Raw genomic sequence first — 23,228 nt, 5'->3', positions numbered from 1 at the left:
AAACACAGCAACTTTGCTGTGTTTTTTACTTTAAGCCACAAAGTAATTTTAACTTAACTTAACTTAACTTAACTTAGTTGTCTGATTCTATTTCTGATGGCGTAATGCTTGCCGCGTGGTCACCTTTTGGCCCCCCGTTTAATTCGTAGTTTACATCCTGTCCCGCTTTTAATGTGCGGTATCCTTCCATTTGAATCGTTGAATAATGGGCAAAAATATCTTCACCACCATCCTCTGGACGAATAAAACCAAACCCTTTTGCATTATTAAACCACTTAACTGTACCGTGAGCCATACTTCAACATCCTTCTAAAATCATCGGTAATTAGGTATGCTTTATCTAAAGCATTCTTTAAAGTACTCTTTAAAGTATTAGTATTAACTTTTGGAGACTAAAAAACAGTCACCAAAGTAAATCGTAGATAATAAATAAAAATAGTCAAGTGTTATATTATGATTTTTGATGTTTTTAGTTATTATTTTTCTCAAATCTTAAAGCAAAAATTTAACTGACAGACTAATATAGAATTATGAGTAAATGGAAAGAGTTAATAGACGATCAAAACGTTCTTGATGATGAGGTTGTTGAAAAATTTCAGAAACCCCCAATGTATACAGTAGTGTTATTAAATGACGACTATACTCCAATGGACTTTGTCATTGATGTGTTGTGTAAATTTTTTAACATGAACTCGGAGCAAGCGACAGAGATTATGTTAGCGATTCATTATAAAGGGAAAGGGCGTTGTGGCATCTTTACTGCTGAAGTAGCAGAAACGAAAGTTGATCAGGTGTTGAGTTACGCAACAAGCAATGAACATCCGCTTAAATGTACTATGGAAAAAGTGTAAAAACGCAAGATTTAAATTGGAGTAACCTATGCTGAATAAAGATTTAGAAGTATCGTTAAATATGGCTTTTCGTCAGGCTAAAGAGTCTCGCCATGAATTTATGACGGTTGAGCATTTATTGTTGGCGTTGTTAGATAATCCATCATCCATTGAGGCTTTAAAAGCCTGTGGCGCTGATATGGCAAACTTAAAAAAAGAATTGTTAGCCTTCATCGCCGATACGACCCCGGTTATTCCTTCCGGTGAGGAAGAAAGAGAAACTCAACCCACGCTAGGTTTTCAGCGCGTATTACAACGGGCCGTTTTTCATGTTCAGTCATCGGGTAAAAGTGAAGTTAATGGTGCGAATGTACTCGTTGCAATATTTAGTGAACAAGAATCACAAGCGGCTTATTTTTTAAAGAAATCTGATATTAGTCGCTTAGATATTGTTAACTTTATTTCTCACGGTATTGCTAAAGTTGAACAAGAAAATAGTCATAACGAAGAGCAAGCGCCGGCAGGTGAGGAAGAACCACGCACGATTGATAACTTTGCTACTAATCTTAATGAAGAAGCCTTAAAAGGCAATATAGACCCGCTAATAGGGCGCGATAACGAACTAGAACGGACATTACAGGTACTAAGTCGCCGCCGCAAAAACAACCCTTTATTTGTTGGTGAAGCAGGGGTTGGCAAAACAGCGATAGCTGAAGGTTTAGCTAATTTATTGGTTTCTGACAAAGCGCCAGAGTTTTTAGCTGATGCAACTATTTACTCTCTTGATATGGGCGCATTATTAGCAGGGACTAAATACCGTGGTGATTTTGAAAAACGCTTTAAAGCCTTATTAAAAGAGTTAGAACAAGACGGTAACGCAATTCTCTTTATTGATGAGATTCACACCATTATAGGCGCGGGTGCTGCGTCTGGTGGCATGTTAGATGCTTCAAACTTGATCAAGCCTTTACTTTCATCAGGCAAGTTACGTTGTATGGGCTCTACCACGTATCAAGAGTATCAAAGTATTTTTGAAAAAGATCGTGCATTAGCGCGTCGTTTTCAAAAAATAGATGTTGTTGAACCCAGTGTAGACGACACTACGAAAATTTTGCATGGTTTGAAAGATAAATACGAAGCGCATCATGGTGTTCGTTACACGAATAGCGCCTTAAGGGCAGCGGCACAGCTTTCTGCAAAATATATCAATGATCGATTTTTACCAGATAAAGCCATTGACGTTATTGATGAAGCCGGAGCGCGTCAACAATTGGTTGCTGCAGATAAACGTAAAAAAGTGATCGATAATAACGACATTGAAAATATTATCGCCAAAATGGCACGTATTCCTGAAAAATCAGTGTCGTCATCAGAGATTGATAGTTTAAAAACACTCGACCGTAATTTAAAATTGGTTGTTTTTGGACAAGATCATGCTATTGACGAATTGACCTCTGTTATTCGCTTGTCGCGAGCAGGTTTAGGCAATGAACGTAAGCCTATTGGTTCATTTATCTTCGCTGGTCCAACAGGGGTTGGTAAAACAGAAGTTACTCAACAATTAGCTAAAGTGCTGGGCGTAGAACTACTGCGATATGACATGTCTGAATATATGGAAAAACATGCGGTAAGTCGTTTAATTGGAGCTCCTCCAGGTTACGTTGGTTATGAACAAGGTGGCTTATTAACCGATGCAGTGATTAAAAATCCCCATGCCGTTGTGTTGTTAGATGAAATAGAAAAAGCACATGAAGATGTTTACAATATACTATTACAAGTTATGGACCATGGTACCTTAACGGATAATAATGGCCGTAAAGCCGATTTTAGAAATATTATCTTAGTGTTAACAACTAATGCGGGCGTAGCACACACTGTGAAGCAATCTATTGGCTTTAAACAACAAGATAATAGTCTTGATGCTATGGACGAAATAAACAAAGTATTTTCGCCTGAGTTTCGTAATCGCTTAGATAACATTGTATGGTTTAATCACTTAGGTGATGAAGTTATCCAGCAAGTTGTTGATAAATTTATTGTCGAACTGCAGGTTCAACTTGATGAAAAGGGTGTTTCGTTAGAGGTCACTAAAGATGCTAAGAAGTGGATGGCCATTAAAGGTTATGACAAAACAATGGGTGCACGACCTATGGCTCGATTGATTCAAGAGCAGTTGAAAAAACCATTAGCTAACGAATTGCTTTTTGGTGAGCTAACACAAGGTGGCGTAGCTAAAGTCGCGGTGAAGAAAGACAAGTTGGTGATTAACTATGAATCAAAAAAAGAATTAGTTGAACACTAAGCTTTGATGCTTAAGCCCTTAAATTTGTTTAGTGTATCAGCGTTCTTTAACGTCAATTTGAACACATCAGTACCGACAGGGATGTCGGTACTTTAGGCTTACTTATAATGGCTCACTTGGATCATTTAGCGGGTATTAGTTGTTGTGCAGAACAAAAAAGCTGAGGGTTATTTTCAGACATAAAAAAACCGAGCAAGCTCGGTTTTTTGTCATTACTTAATTGGCGTTAATTAAATCTTAGTCATAAAAAGTTGCTTTACTACATATTACTAAAGCACTTCTAAAACTGAAATAATTAATTTCTATCTAGCACGGAAGATAATACGACCTTTAGATAAGTCATATGGTGTTAATTCAACAGTGACTTTATCGCCAGTTAAAATACGAATGTAATTTTTACGCATTTTCCCAGAAATATGAGCAGTAACAACATGACCATTTTCCAATTCAACACGGAACATAGTATTTGGCAAAGTATCTAAAACAGTACCTTGCATTTCAATATTTTCTTCTTTCGCCATTGGGCGCCGAACCTCTAAATTAGTGCGTAAACAAAAAGCTGCGCAGATAATGCCGAATTGCAGCGCTAATGTAAAGCTATAGTGTTATTTATTTACGGTTTGCCATTGATTTTCGACCAATATTTGGTGGGGATGGTAACGATTTTTGTAATTCATTTTACTGCATTGCTCTATTTGGTAACCAAGGTAGAGAAACTCTCGTTTAAGTTCAGCTGCAATTTCAATTTGTTTTAAAATTGAAAAAACACCAAGCCCCTGCTTTCTATAGCTTGGGTGATAAAAGGTATAAACCGCTGATAAGCCATTAGGAATGTCATCGGTTACGGCAACACTGATCAATACTTGGTCATGCCAAATTTCAATATAATATGGCTCAGTAATATTGTTATGAGTAAAACTTTGAAATTGTTCGTCTGATGCTGGAAACATACTGCCATCGTGATGAATAGTATTAATGTATTGTTCATACAGTGGGTAGTAGTTTTCTTTAACTTTTTTACTTAACATCACCTTGAATAGCTGATTACTTTTTAATAAGCGTTTTTGGCTTCTTGAGGGCTTAAAGTCTTGAACTGGCACACGTAGTGATTGGCATGCTTGGCAGGCAATACAATGGGGACGATAAATATCATTACCACTGCGCCTAAAACCTTGCTGCATTAGCCAACCATAATGTTCACGATCATGTAGGACGTCATCAACAGCGATTAATAGTCGCTCTTCCTGTTCAGGTAGGTAATTACAAGGAAACGACTTTGTAATACCCAGTTTATAATTTAAACTCATTAATACTCTACCCGTAACTGAATTTTTAGATGAAATATAATCATTGCAAAGCAATGTGACTTAATCATTATAGCAATTTTGCCACCGAGTGATGGTGAAATATAAGACCTAATGGATTAAATAATTGACCACGATTCAACGAGAATAACTCGTTCAATTCAAGGCGAGTTATTGATCACTAAATGGCCGTTCATCACCACCTCGGTAATGGTTCACTACATTTATAATCACTGACATCCTGGTGCGAAAAGGTGGCATGAGTAAGTTTTTTACGTCGATGTAAACTGATAGAGCGATATAGGACTATATTATCGACCAAGAGCAATATATGTCAGGCACAAAAAAAAAGCTTACTCGGTAGAACTTTTAACGGTTAGTAATTGATACGTTTATTATAGGGTACTGTGACAGCATAAAAGAGGTAAGCAGCTAGTGCTGGTCAACAATGTGATTTTCAGGTTGCCCAATACTTGTTGTGGATTTAAACCACAGTAACAATAATAAATAAGGGTAGTTGTCTTGAAAAACATTTAATATTAGCCATTGTAAATAGCAGGAAGGGTGATTTTTTATCTAGTTTAACAACAGATTTTAGTTAGATTAAATTAGCTTCTTTTAAGATTAAATAGGCTTTCTCGAACGCGCCCAGTTGATAGTATGTTTCTGCCAATATTCGCATTAATTCCACTTGATCACGGTGCATTTCATAAGACTTTGCAAATAAAATGGTTTCCAGAAGCAAGGTTTTACAGGCTTGAAATTCTTTGTTTTGGCATAAGATACGGGCCATATTTTTACGAACATGTATTTTTACCCGCTCTGAAGTGCTTGCATCAGCAGCAATTATAGCTTTATTCAAATATTTTTTTGCTTGTGAGTGATTTTCTAAGTTACTTTGATACTCTGATAGCCAAGATAATGAAAATGCTTGATTGAGCTTATTGTTGTCTTTTAAGGCCCAACGATAAGATTTCAGCATTAACTTACCTGCTTCGTCCCAAGCTTGAGTTTCTTGATATATTCGGCTCAGATTATAATAACCAACAGATAGATAATGAGCGGCATTATTTTTTTTATAAATATCATTGGCTTGACCTTGGTATTTTTTAGCTATTTCTATATTACCCAGGCCTTTACTTACGGCGCTAAATCGCTGAAGTATTATTGCTTTATCAAAGACGCTAGGCAGTAATTCTAGATATTTTAACGCTAGGTTTAAATCTTTATTTGCTTCTTCATTATCGTCTAATAAGTGATAGGCAAAAGCTCTTTCTACTAAAGCGGCCACCTTATAATTTGATAAATTTGATTGTTCTGCTTTGATAACTGCCATATTTGCAGTGGCAAAAAATTCTTTAAATTGCCCGCGCTGATAATATCCTCTTGATTGGCTAATCAGCACTCTAGTGTGCCAAGGCTCAATTAACAAGCCGGTTGCTAAAGCCGACTTTGAGTATTTAAGAATACTTTCAGTTTGGTCAATAACGTAAGCAATATCAGATTGCATGACCATCAGTTTTGCTTTTAAAGCAATATGGATGTCTGGATCTGCTAATAAAGCTTCAATTTTGTAGAATACTGCTTTTGGATTAACCGTACTTTGTCGGCTAAGCTTTTGCTCAATGTCAGCCGTGTCTAAAGAGAAGGCAAAATTTGAGTGAAACACAACTAAGATTAAATATAACCAATAAAGATTTTTTCTCAATTATTTGTCCTTAATTAATGAGTTGTGCCAGATGAATTTTTTATTCTTATTTATTATAAACTTTATATCAAATTTAAGCCGCTATTAATACTTATATAAGCTAGCGCATTATTTGAACAGTATGCCCTTGGCTAGTATTTACACCAATTTCATTAAATTATTGCTCACTTTTGCTGGTTAAAATACACCACGGCTTTGTGCGCTCAATCGCAATAATCAGCCATTACCAATTGAGCAACTTGCCTTGATTTACTGATGAGTTTAACTTATGGAATATTTTGATTTTATCTAGGCAAACTATAAAATAATGCTTAACAACAATATTATAAGTGGGTATCTTGGTTCAGGCTAAAGTTAGTGGCCTAGGTTGCCAAAAGTTGGCCGGCGGTACGATAGCTTTTGCCGCTACTTGCTGGGTAATAAATTGTTCTCTGGATACTTCAATACAACCCATTGACGCTAAAAAAGGATTCAACATTTGACAGTCAACAAGCTCAATACCTATTGATTTTAGTAAGCTAGCTAAATACACCAAGGCTACTTTTGAGGCATTACTTTCTCGGTAAAACATTGATTCACCAGAAAAATAACCGTTAACGGCCACACCATATAATCCACCCACTAATTGCTCATTTTGCCAAACTTCAATCGAGTGGGCCTTACCTTGAGCATGTAGTTTTTTATAAGCTGATAGCATTGGATTAACAATCCAAGTCTCCTCACAGCGAAAGGGTGCATCAGCACATAGCTCAATAACCTGCTTAAAATCTTTATTGAGTGTGACACTAAAAAGCTCGCGCTTAAGTATTTTTTGTAGTGTTTTATTAATATTAAGCTGAGCAATATTAATAATCCCCCGTGGATTTGGACTCCACCACATCACCGGATCACCATCACTAAACCAAGGAAAAATCCCGAGTTGATAAGCTTGAATAATTCGCTGGGGTGATAAGTCATCGCCGAAAGCAAGAAGACCGTTTGGTTCATCTAAGGCGCTAGATAAATCAGGGAAAGTTGAGCTATTCGAAGATAACCAAGGAATAGCTCGTTTCATTGACTAGCGACTACCTTTTGCGTCGAGGTAACGCTCGGCATCTAGTGCTGCCATACAACCAGCACCAGCTGAAGTAATGGCTTGACGGTATATATGGTCAGCAACATCGCCAGCCGCGTAAATACCTTCAATACTGGTTTGTGTCGCGTTACCATTCGTACCACTTTGAATGGTTAAATAGCCGTTTTTCATCTCAAGTTTGCCATTAAATATATCAGTATTTGGCTTATGGCCAATCGCGATAAAGACACCCATAACATCAAGTTCTTCGGTAGCATCTGACTTCATGTCTTTAAGGCGCAAACCTGTTACACCCATATTGTCACCTAGTACTTCGTCTAACGTACGGTCTAGGTGTAATATGATATTACCGTTGGCCACTTTATCCATTAAACGTGTGATCAAAATCTTTTCTGAGCGAAAGGTATCACGACGGTGAATTAAGTGAACTTCAGAGGCAATATTTGATAAATATAAGGCTTCTTCAACCGCGGTATTACCACCACCCACAACAGCAACTTTTTGATTTTTATAGAAAAATCCGTCACAAGTTGCACAGGCAGAAACACCTTTACCCATAAAGGCTTCTTCAGAAGGTAGCCCTAGGTATTGCGCTGAGGCGCCAGTACAGATAATAAGGGCATCACAAGTATAATAGCCAGAATCACCTTTTAATTTGTACGGTTTCTCACTAAAGTCAACTTCATTGATGTGGTCAAAAATAATTTCAGTATCAAATTTTTCCGCATGTTTTTGCATACGGTCCATTAATGCTGGGCCTGTTAGGTCATCGGCATCACCGGGCCAGTTTTCTACTTCAGTGGTGGTGGTTAATTGACCACCTTGTTGTAAACCTGTAATCATCACAGGTTTTAAATTTGCTCGTGCGGCATAAACAGCTGCGGTATATCCTGCAGGGCCTGAACCCAATATGAGTAACGGGCAATGTCTTGCTTCGCTCATGAACTACTCCAAAAAATAAAATACGTTGATGTGACAATGGTTGGGATTCTAAGTGATTATCTCAAGAGAGCAACAAAGAAATAATTATAATTAATAACTTATTTTGCAAAACTGCAAGGCTATTTTTACAAATGGCCCATAGATTTGTAATCTTGGCGCTATTAGAATCGCTAATAAAAAAAGCCGCTATTAACTAGCGGCTTTAAGTATGTTATCCAGTAAAGCCTATAACGTTGCTATAGCGTCTTCTGGTCTAACATACTGATAACCTAGTACATCAGCAACAGGCTTATAAGTGACTTTTCCACCTAAAACATTCAAACCAGCCATTAAGTGTACGTCATCAAGCATTGCTTGTTTAGCACCCTTATTTGCCAAAGTAACTGTAAATGGCATAGTAGCATTGGTTAAAGCCAGCGTTGATGTTCTTGCGACACCACCAGGCATATTAGCGACACAGTAATGTACGACATCATCAACCATATAAGTTGGGTCTTGGTGAGTAGTTGCTTTTGATGTTTCAAAACAACCACCTTGGTCAATGGCAACGTCAACTACAACAGCGCCTTTCTTCATCATTTTAATGTGTTGTGCCGTAACCAATTTAGGTGCTGCAGCACCAGGGATCAATACTGCACCAATAACTAAGTCAGCTTCAACAATAAGCTGGTCCATAGCATCAGCCGTTGAATAGACTGTTTTTAAGCGACTATCAAACTCTGTATCTAACTGGCGAAGACGTGGCAAAGAGCGATCTAAAATGGTCACATCAGCGCCCATACCAACAGCCATACGGGCTGCTTGAGTGCCAACAACGCCACCACCAATAATAAGTACTTTGGCAGGAGCAACACCAGGTACACCACCTAATAATGCGCCTAAACCGCCTTGTGCTTTTTCTAATGCGTGCGCACCTGCTTGAATAGACATACGGCCGGCCACTTCAGACATTGGAGCTAAAAGAGGTAAGCCACCGCCATGTTGAGTCACTGTTTCGTAGGCAATACAAGTAGCGCCAGAAGCGACAAGCAGTTCTGTTTGTTTTGGATCTGGGGCTAAATGTAAGTAAGTAAACAGTACTTGGCCAGGGCGAAGCATTTTACACTCATTGGTTTGTGGCTCTTTTACTTTGATGATCATGTCAGCAGTAGCAAAAATTTCTGCTGCGGTATCAATAATTTTTGCACCGGCGGTAATGTATTGCTCATTATCAAAACCGATTTCTGCACCACCATTATTTTCAACGATAACGTTGTGGCCATTTACAACTAATTCTTTAACACCTGCTGGAGTTAGTCCAATACGGTATTCGTGGTTTTTTATTTCTTTAGGTACGCCAATAATCATAGTTTTATCTCTGCTGTAAAATATGAAGCTAGTATAATGACTTTATAGCGAATTAACCTGTCGTTGTTCCTGATAAATTAGTGTATAATCCTGTTAATACTGTATTTTATAGCGAATTATATATGAGTTCATCAACAGCTAAAAAAATTGATCGTATAGACAAAAATATTTTGATTGAACTACAAAAAAATGGCCGTTTATCTAATATTGAATTGTCAAAAAGGGTTGGTTTAAGCGCTACGCCTTGTTTAGAGCGAGTAAAACGTCTGGAAAACGACCGTTTTATTCTTGGTTATCAGGCCATGCTAAATCCGCAAAAATTAGATGCCGCGTTATTGGTCATTGTTGAAATTACATTAACCAAAACTAGCCCAGATGTATTTGATGACTTTTCCAAAGCGGTTCATGAATTAGAAGTTATTCAAGAATGTCATTTGGTCTCAGGGGATTTTGATTTTTTATTGAAAACACGTGTGGCTGATATCGCCGCTTATCGTGAGTTACTCGGTAATACCTTATTAAGACTGCCTGCGGTGAGTGAAAGTAGAACTTATGTCGTGATGGAAGAGGTAAAATCGTCAAATCTCTTGCCAATAAAGCGCTAATGTTCGGTATTACGTTTTATTCATCGCTAATTTTTGGTATTTTAAGCTTAATATAATGATAATTTTTTCAAGAGTGTGCATTTGTCTTCTCCATCTCCAAAGTTAAACGGCGTTCAACGTCTCCTCGAAGCAGGACTTTTAGTCTTTTGCGTCTTTGCCATGTTTATCATGTTGGCGCTCTTTAGTTTTGATCCCGCAGATCCTGGTTGGTCACAAACAGGTTATCAAAGTTCTGTGCGTAATTTAGGTGGTGCAGTGGGGGCTTATTTATCTGATTTGTTATTAAACTTATTTGGTTTAGTTGCCTACAGTTTACCTTTTGTTATCGCAATTATCGGTTGGCTATTATTTCAAAAATATCACCAATTAATCCGACTAGATTACCTTACACTTGGCTTGAAATTTATTGGTTTCATCTTGTTTTATATTGGCATAACTTCGATTGCCAGTATGAATTTTGACGATGTTTTTTACTTCTCTGCTGGCGGTATTCTAGGTGATGTATTAAGTAACTCACTCTTGCCGTATTTATCATTCATTGGTAGCACCTTGTTATTTGTAACATTTTGCGGTTCAGGATTCGTCTTGCTAACAGGAATTTCGCTGCTTAAGGCTATTGACAGAGTAGGGGAGTACGCCATTATCGCGATTGAATACTGCTTAACGATACCCGCGCTGATCAAGCAACATTTAGACACTAAGCCTGAACAAGAGCCCAAAGCCGCAATATCTGATGACACTGAACAAGTATTACAAGCTTTAAATATGGAAAATAATAATGACAGTGATAATAGTGACACTGACAGTAGTGTAACTGAGCATTATATTGCTTTTGAGAAAGAGCCTGAAGAAGTAAAAAAAGCGCTGGAGACCATCAGTGATACAGAATACGAGAGTATTTTTGCCAAAAGTGATGACGACAGTGCCTATAACACCCGCGAAAAAGAACCCTATGTTGATATCGACGAGTTAATGGGTGAGCCGCTAGCCATCAATGTGCAAGAACATGTCAGTGCTGATGAAATTGCAGCGGCATTTGAGCCAGTTGAAAAAATCATTGTTGAAGAGCCGGCCACATTGCATGACAAAATTTACCAGCAATTAGAAAATGATAAGCCCGCAGCGCCAAATCATCATGACATGCCGTCATTAGATTTGTTAGATCGTACCGATAGGGTTAAAAATCCGATTGATCAAGAACAACTAGACCTAGTTTCTCGCTTAGTGGAAGCAAAACTTATTGAATTTGGCATTAAAGCCGAAGTGGTGGGTGTTTTTCCTGGTCCGGTCATTACTCGTTTTGAATTAAACTTAGCACCAGGTGTTAAGGCCAGTAAAATTACCAACCTATCGAAAGATTTAGCCCGTTCGTTATCAGCTAAAAGCGTTCGTGTGGTCGAGGTTATTGAAGGTAAATCAGTTATTGGTATTGAATTACCTAATAAACATCGCGAAACCGTATTCTTTTCTGATGTGATTGCTTGCGATAAGTTTGCTAATTCAAAATCAAATTTAGCCATGGCCATTGGTAGTGATATATCTGGCGAACCTGTGATTGCCGACCTCGCGAAAATGCCGCATTTATTAGTGGCAGGTACTACAGGATCGGGTAAATCTGTTGCGGTAAATACCATGATTGTTAGCATATTGTATAAATCTTCGCCGGAAGATGTCCGCATGATCATGATTGACCCTAAACAAGTTGAATTATCAGTGTATGACGGTATTCCTCATCTACTTTCTGAAGTGGTCACTGACATGAAAGAAGCCGCTAACGCCTTGCGTTGGTGTGTAGGTGAAATGGAACGCCGTTATCAATTAATGTCGAAACTCGGGGTGAGAAATCTTAAAGGCTATAACGACAAAGTCGCTAAAGCCATCGCCGCGGGAGAACCACTGATTGACCCCTTATGGCAAGCTAGTGATGCTTTTACGCAAACACCTCCTACCTTAGGTAAATTACCATCAATCGTGATTATTGTTGACGAATTTGCTGACATGATGATGATAGTGGGTAAAAAAGTAGAAGAACTGATAGCTCGAATAGCACAAAAAGCCCGTGCCGCAGGTATTCACTTAATTTTAGCCACGCAACGTCCATCAGCCGATGTTATTACTGGCTTAATTAAAGCCAATATTCCAACCCGTATGGCGCTTAGAGTGCAATCTCGTATTGAATCTCGTATTATCCTAGACCAGCAAGGTGCTGATCAGTTATTGGGTATGGGGGATATGTTTTATTTACCGCCAGGTGAAGCTGTACCTATTCGAGTTCATGGTGCCTTTGTTGATGACCACGAAGTGCATGCGGTAGTCAATGATTGGAAATCAAGAGCTGAGCCTAATTATATCGAAGACATTTTGTCAGGCGGTTCAGACCAAGACATTCTTTTACCCGGTGAACAAGCAGACGCCGACAGCGAGGAAGAACTCGATACTTTATATGACGAAGCCATCGCCTTTATTACTGAAAATGGCCGAGTCTCTATTTCCAGTATTCAACGTAAATTTAGAATTGGTTACAACCGTTCAGCCCGTATTGTCGAGCAAATGGAAATACACGGTGTCGTAACCAAACCGGGCAATAATGGCGCACGAGAAGTACTAGCGCCACCGCCAATTAAGGAGCCTTAACATGCCAACCAAGACAACATTGATAAAAAATGCTGTGGTCATCGCCGCACTTGTTAGTACCGTATTATCAACGACTAGCCTTGCTGTAAGTGCTGAACGTATTGAAAGTGAAGTAATAACAGAGCTAAAAACCAGTGCAGCGAGCAGTGTAGTAAACAATGCAGTGAACATGACAACTAGCAATGTCGCGACTCATACCGCTGAAAAAAAGGCCGATGATAGTAAACGTGAATTAATGGCAATTTTAGCTGAAATTGAATTTTTTAGCGCTGAGTTTAATCAGCAAATTTTTGATGAGGCGGGCAATAAATTACAACAAGGCAGTGGATTACTTGCCGTTAGCAAACCCAATTTAGTTAATTGGCAAACCATCATGCCCGATGAGTCATTAATTGTTTCAGACGGTAAAAACCTGTGGTTTTATGACCCGTTTGTTGAACAGGTCAGTGTCTATACCTTAGAAAGTGCGATAGCTAATACACCCATTTTATTAATCACCAGTAATGACGAGCAGCTATGGCAAGATTATAGCGTAAAGCAGTTAACAGATAATCGTTATTTAATCAGCGCTAACAATGAAAATGCTCGTGTTAAAAGTTTAGAACTTAGCTTTGTACAGAAGCTTAACCACCTCGAACTTGCCGCGTTTAATATTCTTGATGCCACGGGCCAATTAAGTGTCATTACCCTGACACATCAAGATAAAGCGCCTAAGGCGAATTTATTTACGTTTTCTGTTCCCGAAGGTGTTTATTTAGATGATCAACGCTAATGGTTCACTTGACCTAGGTTTTGCTGAAGATGACAGTTTTAAGCCTTTAGCAGCAAAATTAAGGCCTAAATCGCTTGCTGAGTATGAAGGCCAAGAACATATCTTAGCTAAAGGCATGCCATTAGCTTTGGCTATCGAGCAAGGTAAGGTGCATTCCCTTATATTTTGGGGGCCACCTGGTACAGGTAAAACCACGATTGCAGAGATTATTGCCAATCACGCCAATGCCGATATTGAACGAGTTTCTGCAGTAACGTCAGGCATTAAAGATATACGACAGGCGATTGAAAATGCCAAAGACCGTGCTACCCATCAACAACGCAGAACCGTACTATTTGTTGATGAAGTTCATCGTTTTAACAAAAGTCAGCAAGATGCCTTCTTACCGCATATTGAAGACGGTACTATTATTTTTATTGGTGCAACCACTGAAAATCCTGCTTTTGAGCTCAATCAGGCGATATTATCGCGAGCCCGTGTTTACACCTTAAAAAAACTCAGTGAAAGCAACCTCAGTAATGTCTTGGCTCGTGCGATAAGCTATCAAGAGCAAAGCTCAACTTTTGATATTACTATTGACGAGGAAACAAAAAAGCAACTTATTGCTTTGGCAAATGGTGATGCCCGTAGGTTACTTAACCTCTTTGAGAACTGTTTAGAAATTACTAACGTTGAAAATAACCAACAAATACTTAATAAAGCCCAGCTCATTCAAGTAGCGGGTAATAAAATTGCCCTGTATGACAAAGGTGGTGATGCCTTTTATGATTTAATTAGCGCTTTTCATAAATCAGTTCGCGGCTCAGACCCTGATGCTGCACTATATTGGTATGCCCGTATTTTAACCGGTGGTGGTGATGCACTGTATGTTGCTCGTCGGTTGTTAGCGATTGCCAGTGAAGATATTGGCAATGCTGATCCAAGGGCGATGCAATTAGCCCTGAACGCTTGGGATACTTTTCAACGTGTTGGTCCAAGTGAAGGCGAACGAGCGATTGCACAAGCTACAGTTTATATGGCATTAGCGCCGAAAAGTAATGCCGTTTATACCGCATTCAATCAAGCAAAAGCTTTGGCCGCTACAACCAGTGACCTTGACGTACCGCTACATTTAAAAAATGCGACCAGCGCTATTACTAAAGAATTAGGGCACGGTGGAGAATATCGTTACGCTCATGATGAAGTCGGTGGTTTTGCTGCCGGTGAGAATTACTTTCCAGAAGCAATAGCCCAAACAACACTTTACCAACCCACAGATCGCGGATTAGAAAAGCAACTGCGTGATAAGTTAAATTATTTAAACCAGTTAGACCAACAAAGTGACCAAAAACGTTATGACTAATACGCTAAGCAACTTTTATTTATATCTATTTGTCGCCATAGGGGGGGCATTTGGTGCGAGTTTTAGATTTTACATTTCACAATTAATTTTCAATTGGCTCGGAAAAGGATTCCCTTTTGCGACGCTGGCGGTTAATATTTCCGGCTCCCTGATCATGGGAGCACTTTATGGGTTAATTGAACAAGGTGTTATTGAGGTTAGTATTTATCGAACACTTATTGGTATTGGCTTTTTAGGCGCATTTACCACCTTTTCGACCTTCTCATTAGATACCTTGTTATTAATACAACAAGGCGACATATTTAAAGCGACAATAAACATATTACTTAATGTCAGTTTATGCATTTTTGCAGCGGCATTAGGCATGTATATTGTATCTATTTTTAACAAGTAAATAACAAAGAAAACACTGATATATCATGCTTGATCCAAAATTACTTAGAACAGACATCGAAAATACCGCAACTGAGCTCGCTAAACGCGGATATAAATTAGACACCGCGCAATTAATTATGTTGGAAGAGCAACGTAAAGCGATCCAAATTAGCACGCAAGATTTGCAAAATCAGCGTAACACTCGCTCTAAGTCGATAGGTCAAGCGAAAGCCCGTGGCGAAGATATTCAGCCCTTGTTGGCCGAAGTGAGTAAACTCGGTGATGAGTTAGAAGCCGCGAAAGAAGCACAAACGCAAGTGTTGGCGCAAATTGACCTTATCGCTTCAGCCATACCTAATTTAATTCATGAGTCAGTGCCTGCCGGTGCAAGTGAAGACGACAATGTAGAAATTAAACGTTGGGGTACGCCGCGTGTATTTGACTTTGAAGTAAAAGATCATGTTGACGTTGCCACGGCTCTAGGTAAAGGTTTAGACTTTGAAAGTGGTGCCAAGCTTGCGGGTACGCGCTTTGCTGTTATGCGTGGTCAAATTGCTAAATTACACCGAGCACTAGCACAATTTATGTTAGATGTGCACAGTGAAGAGCACGGCTACCAAGAAATGTATGTGCCTTACTTGGTCAATCATGAGTCTTTATACGGTACTGGCCAGTTACCAAAGTTTGGTGAAGATTTATTCCATACCGAACTCAACAATAAAAAACTATCTTTGATCCCAACTGCTGAAGTTCCGTTAACTAACTTAGTGCGTGACGAAATTGTTGACGAACAAGAGTTGCCCATTAAAATGTGTGCTCATACCCCATGTTTTCGCAGTGAGGCGGGTTCTTATGGTCGTGACATTCGCGGTTTAATTCGCCAACATCAGTTCGACAAAGTTGAAATGGTACAAATTGTTAAACCTGAAGATTCTTTTAAAGCTTTAGAAGAGTTAACCGGTCATGCAGAAAAAATTCTTGAAAAATTAGAACTTCCTTATCGTACGGTTGTGTTATGTACCGGTGACATCGGCTTTAGTGCGACAAAAACTTTTGATATTGAAGTATGGTTACCGGCACAAAATACCTATCGCGAAATTTCATCTTGCTCAAACATGGCAGATTTCCAAGCCCGTAGAATGCAAGCTAGATATCGCAATAGTGAAACTAATAAGACAGAGCTTGTGCATACACTCAATGGCTCAGGTTTGGCCGTGGGTCGCACGCTAGTTGCTGTGATAGAAAACTACCAACAAGCTGACGGTAGTATTAATGTACCCACGGTTTTACAACCTTATATGAAAGGTTGTACTAACATAAACTAATCAGCGTTTATGAAAGTTTTATCATAAAATCCAATACCTAGTTATTGGATTTTTTTTTATCTTTTTTTCGACAAACTAAAAAGCAAACTTTTCATCAGCATTAGCATCAAAATAGAGCGTGTTGGAAAAACCTTTAACACTCTGTTTATTGATGGGGTTTTAATTCATATCAGACACAAGCCCAAACCATTGGCGAAGCACAGTATGAGGTATTTCACCTTTTTAAAGAAGGCTATGCATGCGGTCATTGTGTGTGATAGATAAACTAATAGCAGTTTACGGGATTAATTTTATCTCGTTTAATATTAACTATATCTCGGGTAGGATTTGCACGCAGTAATGTTCGCCATTTTGGTTTAAGTCACTATTATAAATGTGTCTTATTGTGGCAATCTAAATAGCGTTGATCTAAAGCTATTTCTGTACTTATCTCATTAAAGTTTTGCTAGAATTAGTTAATTTAAACAAAGGCAAGGAATCAAGTTTTGTTTGGTGAGCGCTTTAACGATATAAATCTCAAAGGTGACATTTTTGGTGGTGTCACAACCGCTATTATTTCTTTACCCTTGGCGCTCGCTTTTGGCGTAGCGTCAGGAGCCGGTGCTGAAGCCGGGCTTTGGGGGGCTATTTTAGTTGGTTTTTTTGCGGCCTTATTTGGCGGGTCAACATCGCTGATCTCAGAGCCTACCGGGCCGATGACAGTGATCATGACCGCTGTGCTTACCAGTATGATGGCGAAATATCCTGAATCAGGCATGGCGATGGCATTTACTGTGGTCATGATGGCGGGTGCTTTTCAAATATTAATCGGCACACTGAAGTTGGGTAAATACATTACCTTAATGCCTTACAGTGTCATATCTGGCTTTATGTCAGGTATAGGTGTGATCTTAATTATTTTGCAATTGTCACCACTGTTAGGTCAAGCGGCCCCAGCCGGTGGAGTTTTAGGCACAATATCAGCACTGCCTAATATCCTATCAAATATTAATTTTAGCGAGTTATTACTTGGCATACTGACCTTAGCGGTATTATTTTTCTTCCCAAAACAGTATCGAAAATACGTGCCTGCACAACTTGTTGCTTTAGTAGCCGTGACTTTATTGTCCATTGTATTTTTTGACATCGACAGTATTCGCCGTATTGGAGAAATTCCTGCAGGTTTACCTGCTTTAGTTATGCCACACTTTACGGCTGACATGTTTATGACCATGGTGGTTGATGCCCTCGTCTTAGGCACGCTGGGCTGTATTGATACTTTATTAACCGCGGTTATTGGTGATTCACTAACCCGCAAAGAGCATGACTCAGATAAAGAGCTACGTGGCCAAGGGCTTGCCAATATGATCTCAGGATTATTTGGCGCTTTACCTGGCGCTGGCGCCACTATGGGCACAGTTACTAATATTCAAGTTGGCGCGCGTTCGCCGTTATCAGGCATGGTGAGGGCACTGGTATTAACACTGGTGGTATTAATTGCAGGTGGCCTAACCGAGCCTATTCCTATGGCCGTATTAGCCGGTATTGCGGTTTATGTTGGTTTAAATATTTTAGATTGGAGCTTTATCCAACGCGCCCATAAAGTCAGTCTACAAGGCATGATGATTATGTATGGCGTCATGTTATTAACCGTGTTTGTTGATTTAATTGTAGCGGTAGGGCTGGGCGTATTTATCTCTAACATCCTCATTATTGAACAACTGAGTCGAGCACAAGCCAAGCAAGTAAAGGCGATCAGTGACACAGATCAAGATGTGGTACCGCTAACCGACGGTGAACGAGTATTATTAGATCGCGCCAATGGTAAAGTGCTATTTTTTTATCTTTCAGGGCCGATGATTTTTAGCGTCTCAAAAGCTATTGCGCGTCAACATAGCCGTGTCAGTGATTATGAAGCAATGATCCTTGATTTAACCGACGTACCTATGTTCGATGTCACCGTCGGTTTGGCGCTTGAAAATGTGATTAAAGATGCCCGAGAGGCAAATTGTGCCGTGTTCTTACTCTGCCCAAATCAGCAAACGCGAAAACAATTAGAAAAATTTGAGTTATTAGCTATGGTGCCGACAGAAAACACTTACACCTATCGCCATGAAGCGCTACAAGCGGCATTAAATTATGTTGAAAAGCGCACACTAATAGCGCCGTTAAGCCTATAGTCATACTGTTTTGAGCTTATCAAACTATGAATGTAGTTAATTCACTTTGCCAATACTTTCATTTAAAAACATATAGGCGATTGAGTCATCGCGCAGCGGAAAGAAATTGTGATAGCGCTGACTAAAATTATTTGGTTGAGCAAGGTGGATAAATGAGTAAGAAAAACTATCATTACAAGATGTAGCTAGATGTTTCATGTTTGACCATTATTGGTCATTCTGTCTTATTGAAAACCCCATTGAGATAGATCTTAATCTGGTTTTCCTGCAAATTGACTTACCCTAGCTCTGAGTTAGTTCAAGTGTTTACTATATAAACAGTAATAAATTATAGCTAATTGTCACATTTTTACACTTAACAACGAACGTAATGTTTGCTTTCTATAACGAGTTGTTAATTAAAAAATGATTAATCAAAGTATAATTATTGCTTTTGTATATAAAGAACGATTTTCGTTCATAAAAGCAAAAATATAATTGAAATTATGATATTTAACACAAACACCAAAATATGAGTTGTATCGGGAGAAATAAGCCATTATTTCTGCTTGTTTTTAAATAATATCTAAGGCCTTTTAAGGTTTAAAGGTCAGTGCTAGTGGCTAAATACAAGCAATTACATTTAGGTAACTTAAATAAATTGTAATGGTGTGATTGATATTAATTAAAAAAATATTTTGGTAGAAACAGGTAAATATTCATTTTATTACATTATATTTTACCGTGATGTATTAGCGCTTTTGTTGTGCGCTTCTCGGAAATTATTTCAAATAATTGGAGATATAAACAATGATAAGTAAAAAGATCCCTCCTTATAATCTACACAATATAAAACGACTATCTAGCTTTTTTCTCGGTATATTTGTAGCGCTTTCGGCCAATGCTGAAAAGATAAATATAACCGCGCACGACTTTCAGGCTAAGAGTATTGTTTCTATTAATGAAAACTATAAAAAAGTGTCAGCAGACCATAAAAATTCGATATATATAGTCAGAATGAATGCACCTTCAGTAGCAAGCTATAAAGGTGGTATTGAAGCATTTAGCGCCACAAACCCGGCAACTTTAGGAGTGAAGTCACTCAATGCTAATTCAAAAGCAAGTAAACAATATGCTAAGTTTTTAAAAACCAAGCAAGTGGATTTAGTCGAAAATTCTGAACGTGCCTTTGGTCGTAAAGTTGATGTGAAATATAAATATCAACATGCCTTTAATGGTGTAGCGATGGAGCTCAATCAACAAGAAGCTAAAATTTTGGCTACCTTACCCAATGTCATTAGTGTCAGCAAAGAGCGCATTGAATATCTTTTGACTGATGTAGGTCCAAAATGGATAGGGGCAGATAAAATCTGGCAAGGTAGCCATAGTAATGGTAAACATCATGGTAACCACGGTAATCATATGCAAGGCTCAATGGGTGAAGGCGCTGTGGTAGCCATATTAGATAGCGGTATTAATCACGATCATCCTTCATTTGCTGACATAGGCGGTGATGGTTACGATCATGAAAATCCATTAGGATCTGGCAATTACCTGCCAGGCAGCTATTGTGAAACTAACCCAGGGTTTTGTAATGACAAACTGATAGGTGCTTGGGATATGGTGCAAACACCAGCCGATCCTAACTCGCCTGAAGACAGTGATGGTCACGGTAGTCATACGGCCAGTACCACAGCAGGAAACTTTGTAAAACCTGCGGTTATGTATGCGCCAACAACTGATTTAACTCGTGATATATCAGGTGTTGCTCCTCATGCAAATATTATTATGTATGATGTTTGTGTTGACAGCTGCCCGGGTTCAGCGCTATTAGCCGCCATTGACCAAGTGGTAATCGATGCTTCTAATCTGCCCAATGGTATTCAATCATTAAACTATTCTATTTCAGGGGGAGAAAACCCTTATAGTGATCCCGTAGAACTCGGTTTTTTAAATGCTACGGCCGCCGGTATTTATGTATCAACTTCTGCCGGTAATAGTGGCCCAGGTGCGGCAACAGTAGCTCATAATTCTCCGTGGGTAAGTACTACCGCAGCAATGACACATAACCGAAAAATAGAAAACGCGGTCGTGGATATGTCCAGTGATGGTGATGTCTTAGCAAATATTTTTGGCAAGGGCTTTACCCGTGGTTATGGTCCGGCTCCTATCGTGTTTGCGGGTAACTTCCCAACAGCAAATGGTTCGCAAAACGATGCCACACCGGAGCAATGCTTAGCGCCATTTCCAGCAGGTCATTTCAATGGTGAAATAGTAGTTTGTGATCGTGGTGCTATAGCACGTACAGCAAAAGGTGCTAATGTGCTAGCAGGTGGGGCTGGTGGCTTTGTACTTGCCAATGCTGCGGCTAACGGCGAAGCCGTTGTTGGCGATGCTCACTTTTTACCTGGGGTACATTTAGGTTTCACTAATGGTGAAATACTAAAAAATTGGCTTGCATCAAATGCCAATACTATCGGCTCTATTCAAGGTTATGCACTCAATCTTGATAAAGCTAATGGCGATGTCACTGCGGGTTTTAGTTCACGTGGTCCAAATACTACCCTTGATATATTAAAGCCTGATATTGGTGCTCCTGGTGTCGACATTATGGCAGCAGTTAATACTGACGGCGTAACACCTTCGCCTGAATTTGCCTTTTTATCAGGCACGTCTATGTCAAGTCCGCATAATGCCGGTAGTGGTGCCTTAGTAGGCATGCTGACTGACTGGACCCCTTATGAAATAAAATCTGCTTTAATGATGACCTCTAAAACTAAGCATCTTCTAAAAGATGATGGCATAACTTCAGCAGACCCCTTTGATGTTGGTGCAGGTAGAGTACAACTCAATAAAGTATTACGCGCAGGCTTAGTGTTAAGTGAAACGCCTGAAAACTTTCTTGCCGCTAACCCAGATACCGGCGGAGATCCTCGTACCTTAAACATTGCCAGTATGCAAGAAAGCAACTGTGTAAGAACCTGTAGCTGGACCCGTGTGGTTACGCATACAGGTGACAAACACGGGCATTGGAAGCTAAGTGGTAAAAGTAACACCATGGAGGTAAGTGTTTCACCTAAAAATATTTCACTACATCAAGGTGAAAGCGCTACTATAACTATCACGGCTGACACCACATTAGCGCCAGCAGGCTGGAATTTTGGTGAGTTAAAGCTAAAATCGTCGGGCCATCATTATGTTGACTTGCACATGCCGATTGCCGCTAACGCCAATCGAAGCTCAACGCCTAACTTGTCAAAAACTGTCGATATGGCATCGGCGAAAGAAGGTGACGTGCTTAACTATGAAATCAAGGTAACTAACGGTCAAATAATTGATGTTATTGATATTACTGACATGTTACCTGCAGGCATGAGTTTAGTAGATGGCTCAGTCAGTAGTGCTATCACTAATGGCTCAGAAGCATCTCCTGTTAACGTAAATGATAATCAAGTTGACTGGAGCGTTTTCCTTGACGTGGGTGGCCTTAATTTACAAAGCTCACCAGCACCTTTTGGCTACTTCTCGTTAGGAGCCTTCGGAATAGCACCCTTTGGTTGTCCGGTAGATTGTGATGATGGTTCATTCTCCCTGAACGTCCCCTCGTTTGATTACAATGGACAAACTTACTCTAGTGTTATTTGGTCGGTGAATGGCACCATTGAAGTAGGCACCGCCAGTGGCTCTGCTGCTGGAGCGTCCAACCAAAATTTACCCAACGTTTCACTGCCTAATAATATTTTAGCGCCATTTTGGTCAGACTTAAATCTTGCTGCAGGTGGTAATTGGTATGTAGCTGTACTGGATGCAGGACCACGACAGTTCACTATTTATGAATGGGAAAACGTGCCATTTTATGGTGACCCTACCACTTCTACTTTCCAAGTTTGGGTAGAAACAAGTACCTCAAACATTTGGTTTGTTTATGCTGACTTGCCGCTTATTCCTGCAAACTTAACTGTTGGCATAGAAAATGATGATGGTAGTGTTGGCTCATCATATTTCAATGATGGCAATGGCACAGCACCAGTACCTGGCGAAGACCTTCAAGTGTTGAGTTCAGAAGGTGGCATGGCAACCTTGAATTTCCAAGGCGAAATAGAACGTTGTCATAAAAAACATGACAGTGTCAAAGTCAATGAAGTTTACATGAGCACTAATGGTACTAATGAAATGGCTTATGCCGCTACAAGCTGTGAATCAAAGAAAGGTAAGAAAGGTAAAAAAGGTAAAAAAGGAAAATAACAGCAGTAAATTAAGGCTTATCATCTCGATAAAAAGCGAGCGTAATCTTAATACGATCCGTTAATAAATATCTTATGATTTATTGATCGTTCTTGTTGATATATAAAGGCTGCTGAATTTATTCAGCCGCCTTTTATTTTGTGCCTTACTAGCGCACTTTCACTCCAAGGCCGCTATGAACACTCATACCAAATTGATTAATTACTTTTTTATTCTTAATGGTTAAAATGTAGTGATAGGTTGGACGTCTCAGCAACCAAAATCTGCTCGGTTTAATTCAACAA

Annotated in this window: 17 protein-coding genes; 10 read left to right on the top strand and 7 right to left on the bottom strand. The window is 39.3% G+C overall.

Annotated features, from left to right (window positions below):
• Positions 1 to 73: 73 nt before the first annotated feature.
• Positions 74 to 295: a cold shock domain-containing protein CspD gene (gene cspD / locus H4J61_RS08340; protein ID WP_182184695.1), complete on the bottom strand. Its 222-nt coding sequence runs from the start codon at positions 293 to 295 to the stop codon at positions 74 to 76.
• 235 nt (positions 296 to 530) lie between these two features.
• On the opposite strand from cspD, the gene clpS reads away from it, so the two are divergent.
• Together clpS and clpA are read left to right on the top strand one after the other, a co-directional pair.
• Positions 531 to 851 (top strand): ATP-dependent Clp protease adapter ClpS, encoded by a 321-nt coding sequence (gene clpS / locus H4J61_RS08335; RefSeq protein WP_182136791.1) that lies wholly within the window; start codon positions 531 to 533, stop codon positions 849 to 851.
• 28 nt (positions 852 to 879) lie between these two features.
• Entirely contained in the window at positions 880 to 3,132 is a 2,253-nt protein-coding gene (gene clpA, locus H4J61_RS08330) for an ATP-dependent Clp protease ATP-binding subunit ClpA (RefSeq protein ID WP_182136790.1), read from the top strand.
• 302 nt (positions 3,133 to 3,434) lie between these two features.
• Here the strand turns inward: clpA and infA are convergent, their stop codons facing one another.
• The 6 genes from infA to ald all read right to left on the bottom strand — a co-directional run bounded on the left by infA (position 3,435) and on the right by ald (position 9,508).
• On the bottom strand, positions 3,435 to 3,653 hold the full coding sequence (infA, locus tag H4J61_RS08325) for a translation initiation factor IF-1 (RefSeq protein ID WP_011043571.1): 219 nt from the start codon (positions 3,651 to 3,653) through the stop codon (positions 3,435 to 3,437).
• Between the two features lie 84 nt (positions 3,654 to 3,737).
• Positions 3,738 to 4,439 (bottom strand): arginyltransferase, encoded by a 702-nt coding sequence (locus H4J61_RS08320; protein WP_182136789.1) that lies wholly within the window; start codon positions 4,437 to 4,439, stop codon positions 3,738 to 3,740.
• A gap of 595 nt (positions 4,440 to 5,034) precedes the next feature.
• Positions 5,035 to 6,144 (bottom strand): lipopolysaccharide assembly protein LapB, encoded by a 1,110-nt coding sequence (locus tag H4J61_RS08315; protein ID WP_182136788.1) that lies wholly within the window; start codon positions 6,142 to 6,144, stop codon positions 5,035 to 5,037.
• A 343-nt stretch (positions 6,145 to 6,487) separates the two neighbouring features.
• On the bottom strand, positions 6,488 to 7,198 hold the full coding sequence (aat, locus tag H4J61_RS08310) for a leucyl/phenylalanyl-tRNA--protein transferase (RefSeq protein WP_182136787.1): 711 nt from the start codon (positions 7,196 to 7,198) through the stop codon (positions 6,488 to 6,490).
• Positions 7,199 to 7,201: 3 nt separating this feature from the next.
• Positions 7,202 to 8,161, bottom strand: a complete 960-nt coding sequence (gene trxB, locus H4J61_RS08305) for a thioredoxin-disulfide reductase (RefSeq protein WP_182136786.1) — start codon at positions 8,159 to 8,161, stop codon at positions 7,202 to 7,204.
• Between the two features lie 225 nt (positions 8,162 to 8,386).
• Complete coding sequence (gene ald / locus H4J61_RS08300) at positions 8,387 to 9,508, bottom strand: alanine dehydrogenase (protein WP_182136785.1); 1,122 nt, start codon at positions 9,506 to 9,508, stop codon at positions 8,387 to 8,389.
• Positions 9,509 to 9,630: 122 nt separating this feature from the next.
• On the opposite strand from ald, the gene lrp reads away from it, so the two are divergent.
• From lrp to H4J61_RS08260, 8 genes are all read left to right on the top strand, one after another.
• Entirely contained in the window at positions 9,631 to 10,113 is a 483-nt protein-coding gene (gene lrp, locus H4J61_RS08295; RefSeq protein ID WP_182184694.1) for a leucine-responsive transcriptional regulator Lrp, read from the top strand.
• A gap of 75 nt (positions 10,114 to 10,188) precedes the next feature.
• Positions 10,189 to 12,747, top strand: coding sequence for a DNA translocase FtsK (locus tag H4J61_RS08290; protein ID WP_404852063.1), 2,559 nt, complete (start codon positions 10,189 to 10,191; stop codon positions 12,745 to 12,747).
• A gap of 1 nt (position 12,748) precedes the next feature.
• Positions 12,749 to 13,519, top strand: a complete 771-nt coding sequence (gene lolA, locus H4J61_RS08285; RefSeq protein ID WP_182184693.1) for an outer membrane lipoprotein chaperone LolA — start codon at positions 12,749 to 12,751, stop codon at positions 13,517 to 13,519.
• Positions 13,506 to 14,861 (top strand): replication-associated recombination protein A, encoded by a 1,356-nt coding sequence (locus H4J61_RS08280; protein ID WP_182184692.1) that lies wholly within the window; start codon positions 13,506 to 13,508, stop codon positions 14,859 to 14,861. Before lolA ends, H4J61_RS08280 begins: the two co-directional genes overlap by 14 nt.
• The gene (crcB, locus tag H4J61_RS08275; RefSeq protein ID WP_182136781.1) at positions 14,854 to 15,255 is read left to right on the top strand and encodes a fluoride efflux transporter CrcB; all 402 of its coding nucleotides are present in this window, start codon (positions 14,854 to 14,856) and stop codon (positions 15,253 to 15,255) included. Before H4J61_RS08280 ends, crcB begins: the two co-directional genes overlap by 8 nt.
• A 25-nt stretch (positions 15,256 to 15,280) precedes the next feature.
• A complete protein-coding gene (gene serS / locus H4J61_RS08270; RefSeq protein WP_182136780.1) occupies positions 15,281 to 16,561 on the top strand; it encodes a serine--tRNA ligase in 1,281 nt (426 codons plus the stop codon).
• A 485-nt stretch (positions 16,562 to 17,046) separates the two neighbouring features.
• Positions 17,047 to 18,720 carry a SulP family inorganic anion transporter gene (locus H4J61_RS08265; RefSeq protein ID WP_182184691.1) on the top strand — a complete coding sequence of 558 codons (1,674 nt, stop codon included), beginning with the start codon at positions 17,047 to 17,049 and terminating at the stop codon, positions 18,718 to 18,720.
• Positions 18,721 to 19,509: 789 nt separating this feature from the next.
• On the top strand, positions 19,510 to 22,944 hold the full coding sequence (locus tag H4J61_RS08260) for a S8 family serine peptidase (protein ID WP_182184690.1): 3,435 nt from the start codon (positions 19,510 to 19,512) through the stop codon (positions 22,942 to 22,944).
• Positions 22,945 to 23,228: the final 284 nt, after the last annotated feature.

It is taken from the genome of Colwellia sp. MB3u-4, from assembly GCF_014077065.1.
Classification (GTDB): Bacteria; Pseudomonadota; Gammaproteobacteria; order Enterobacterales; family Alteromonadaceae; genus Cognaticolwellia.
This window is presented reverse-complemented; position numbering and strand designations above follow the sequence as displayed.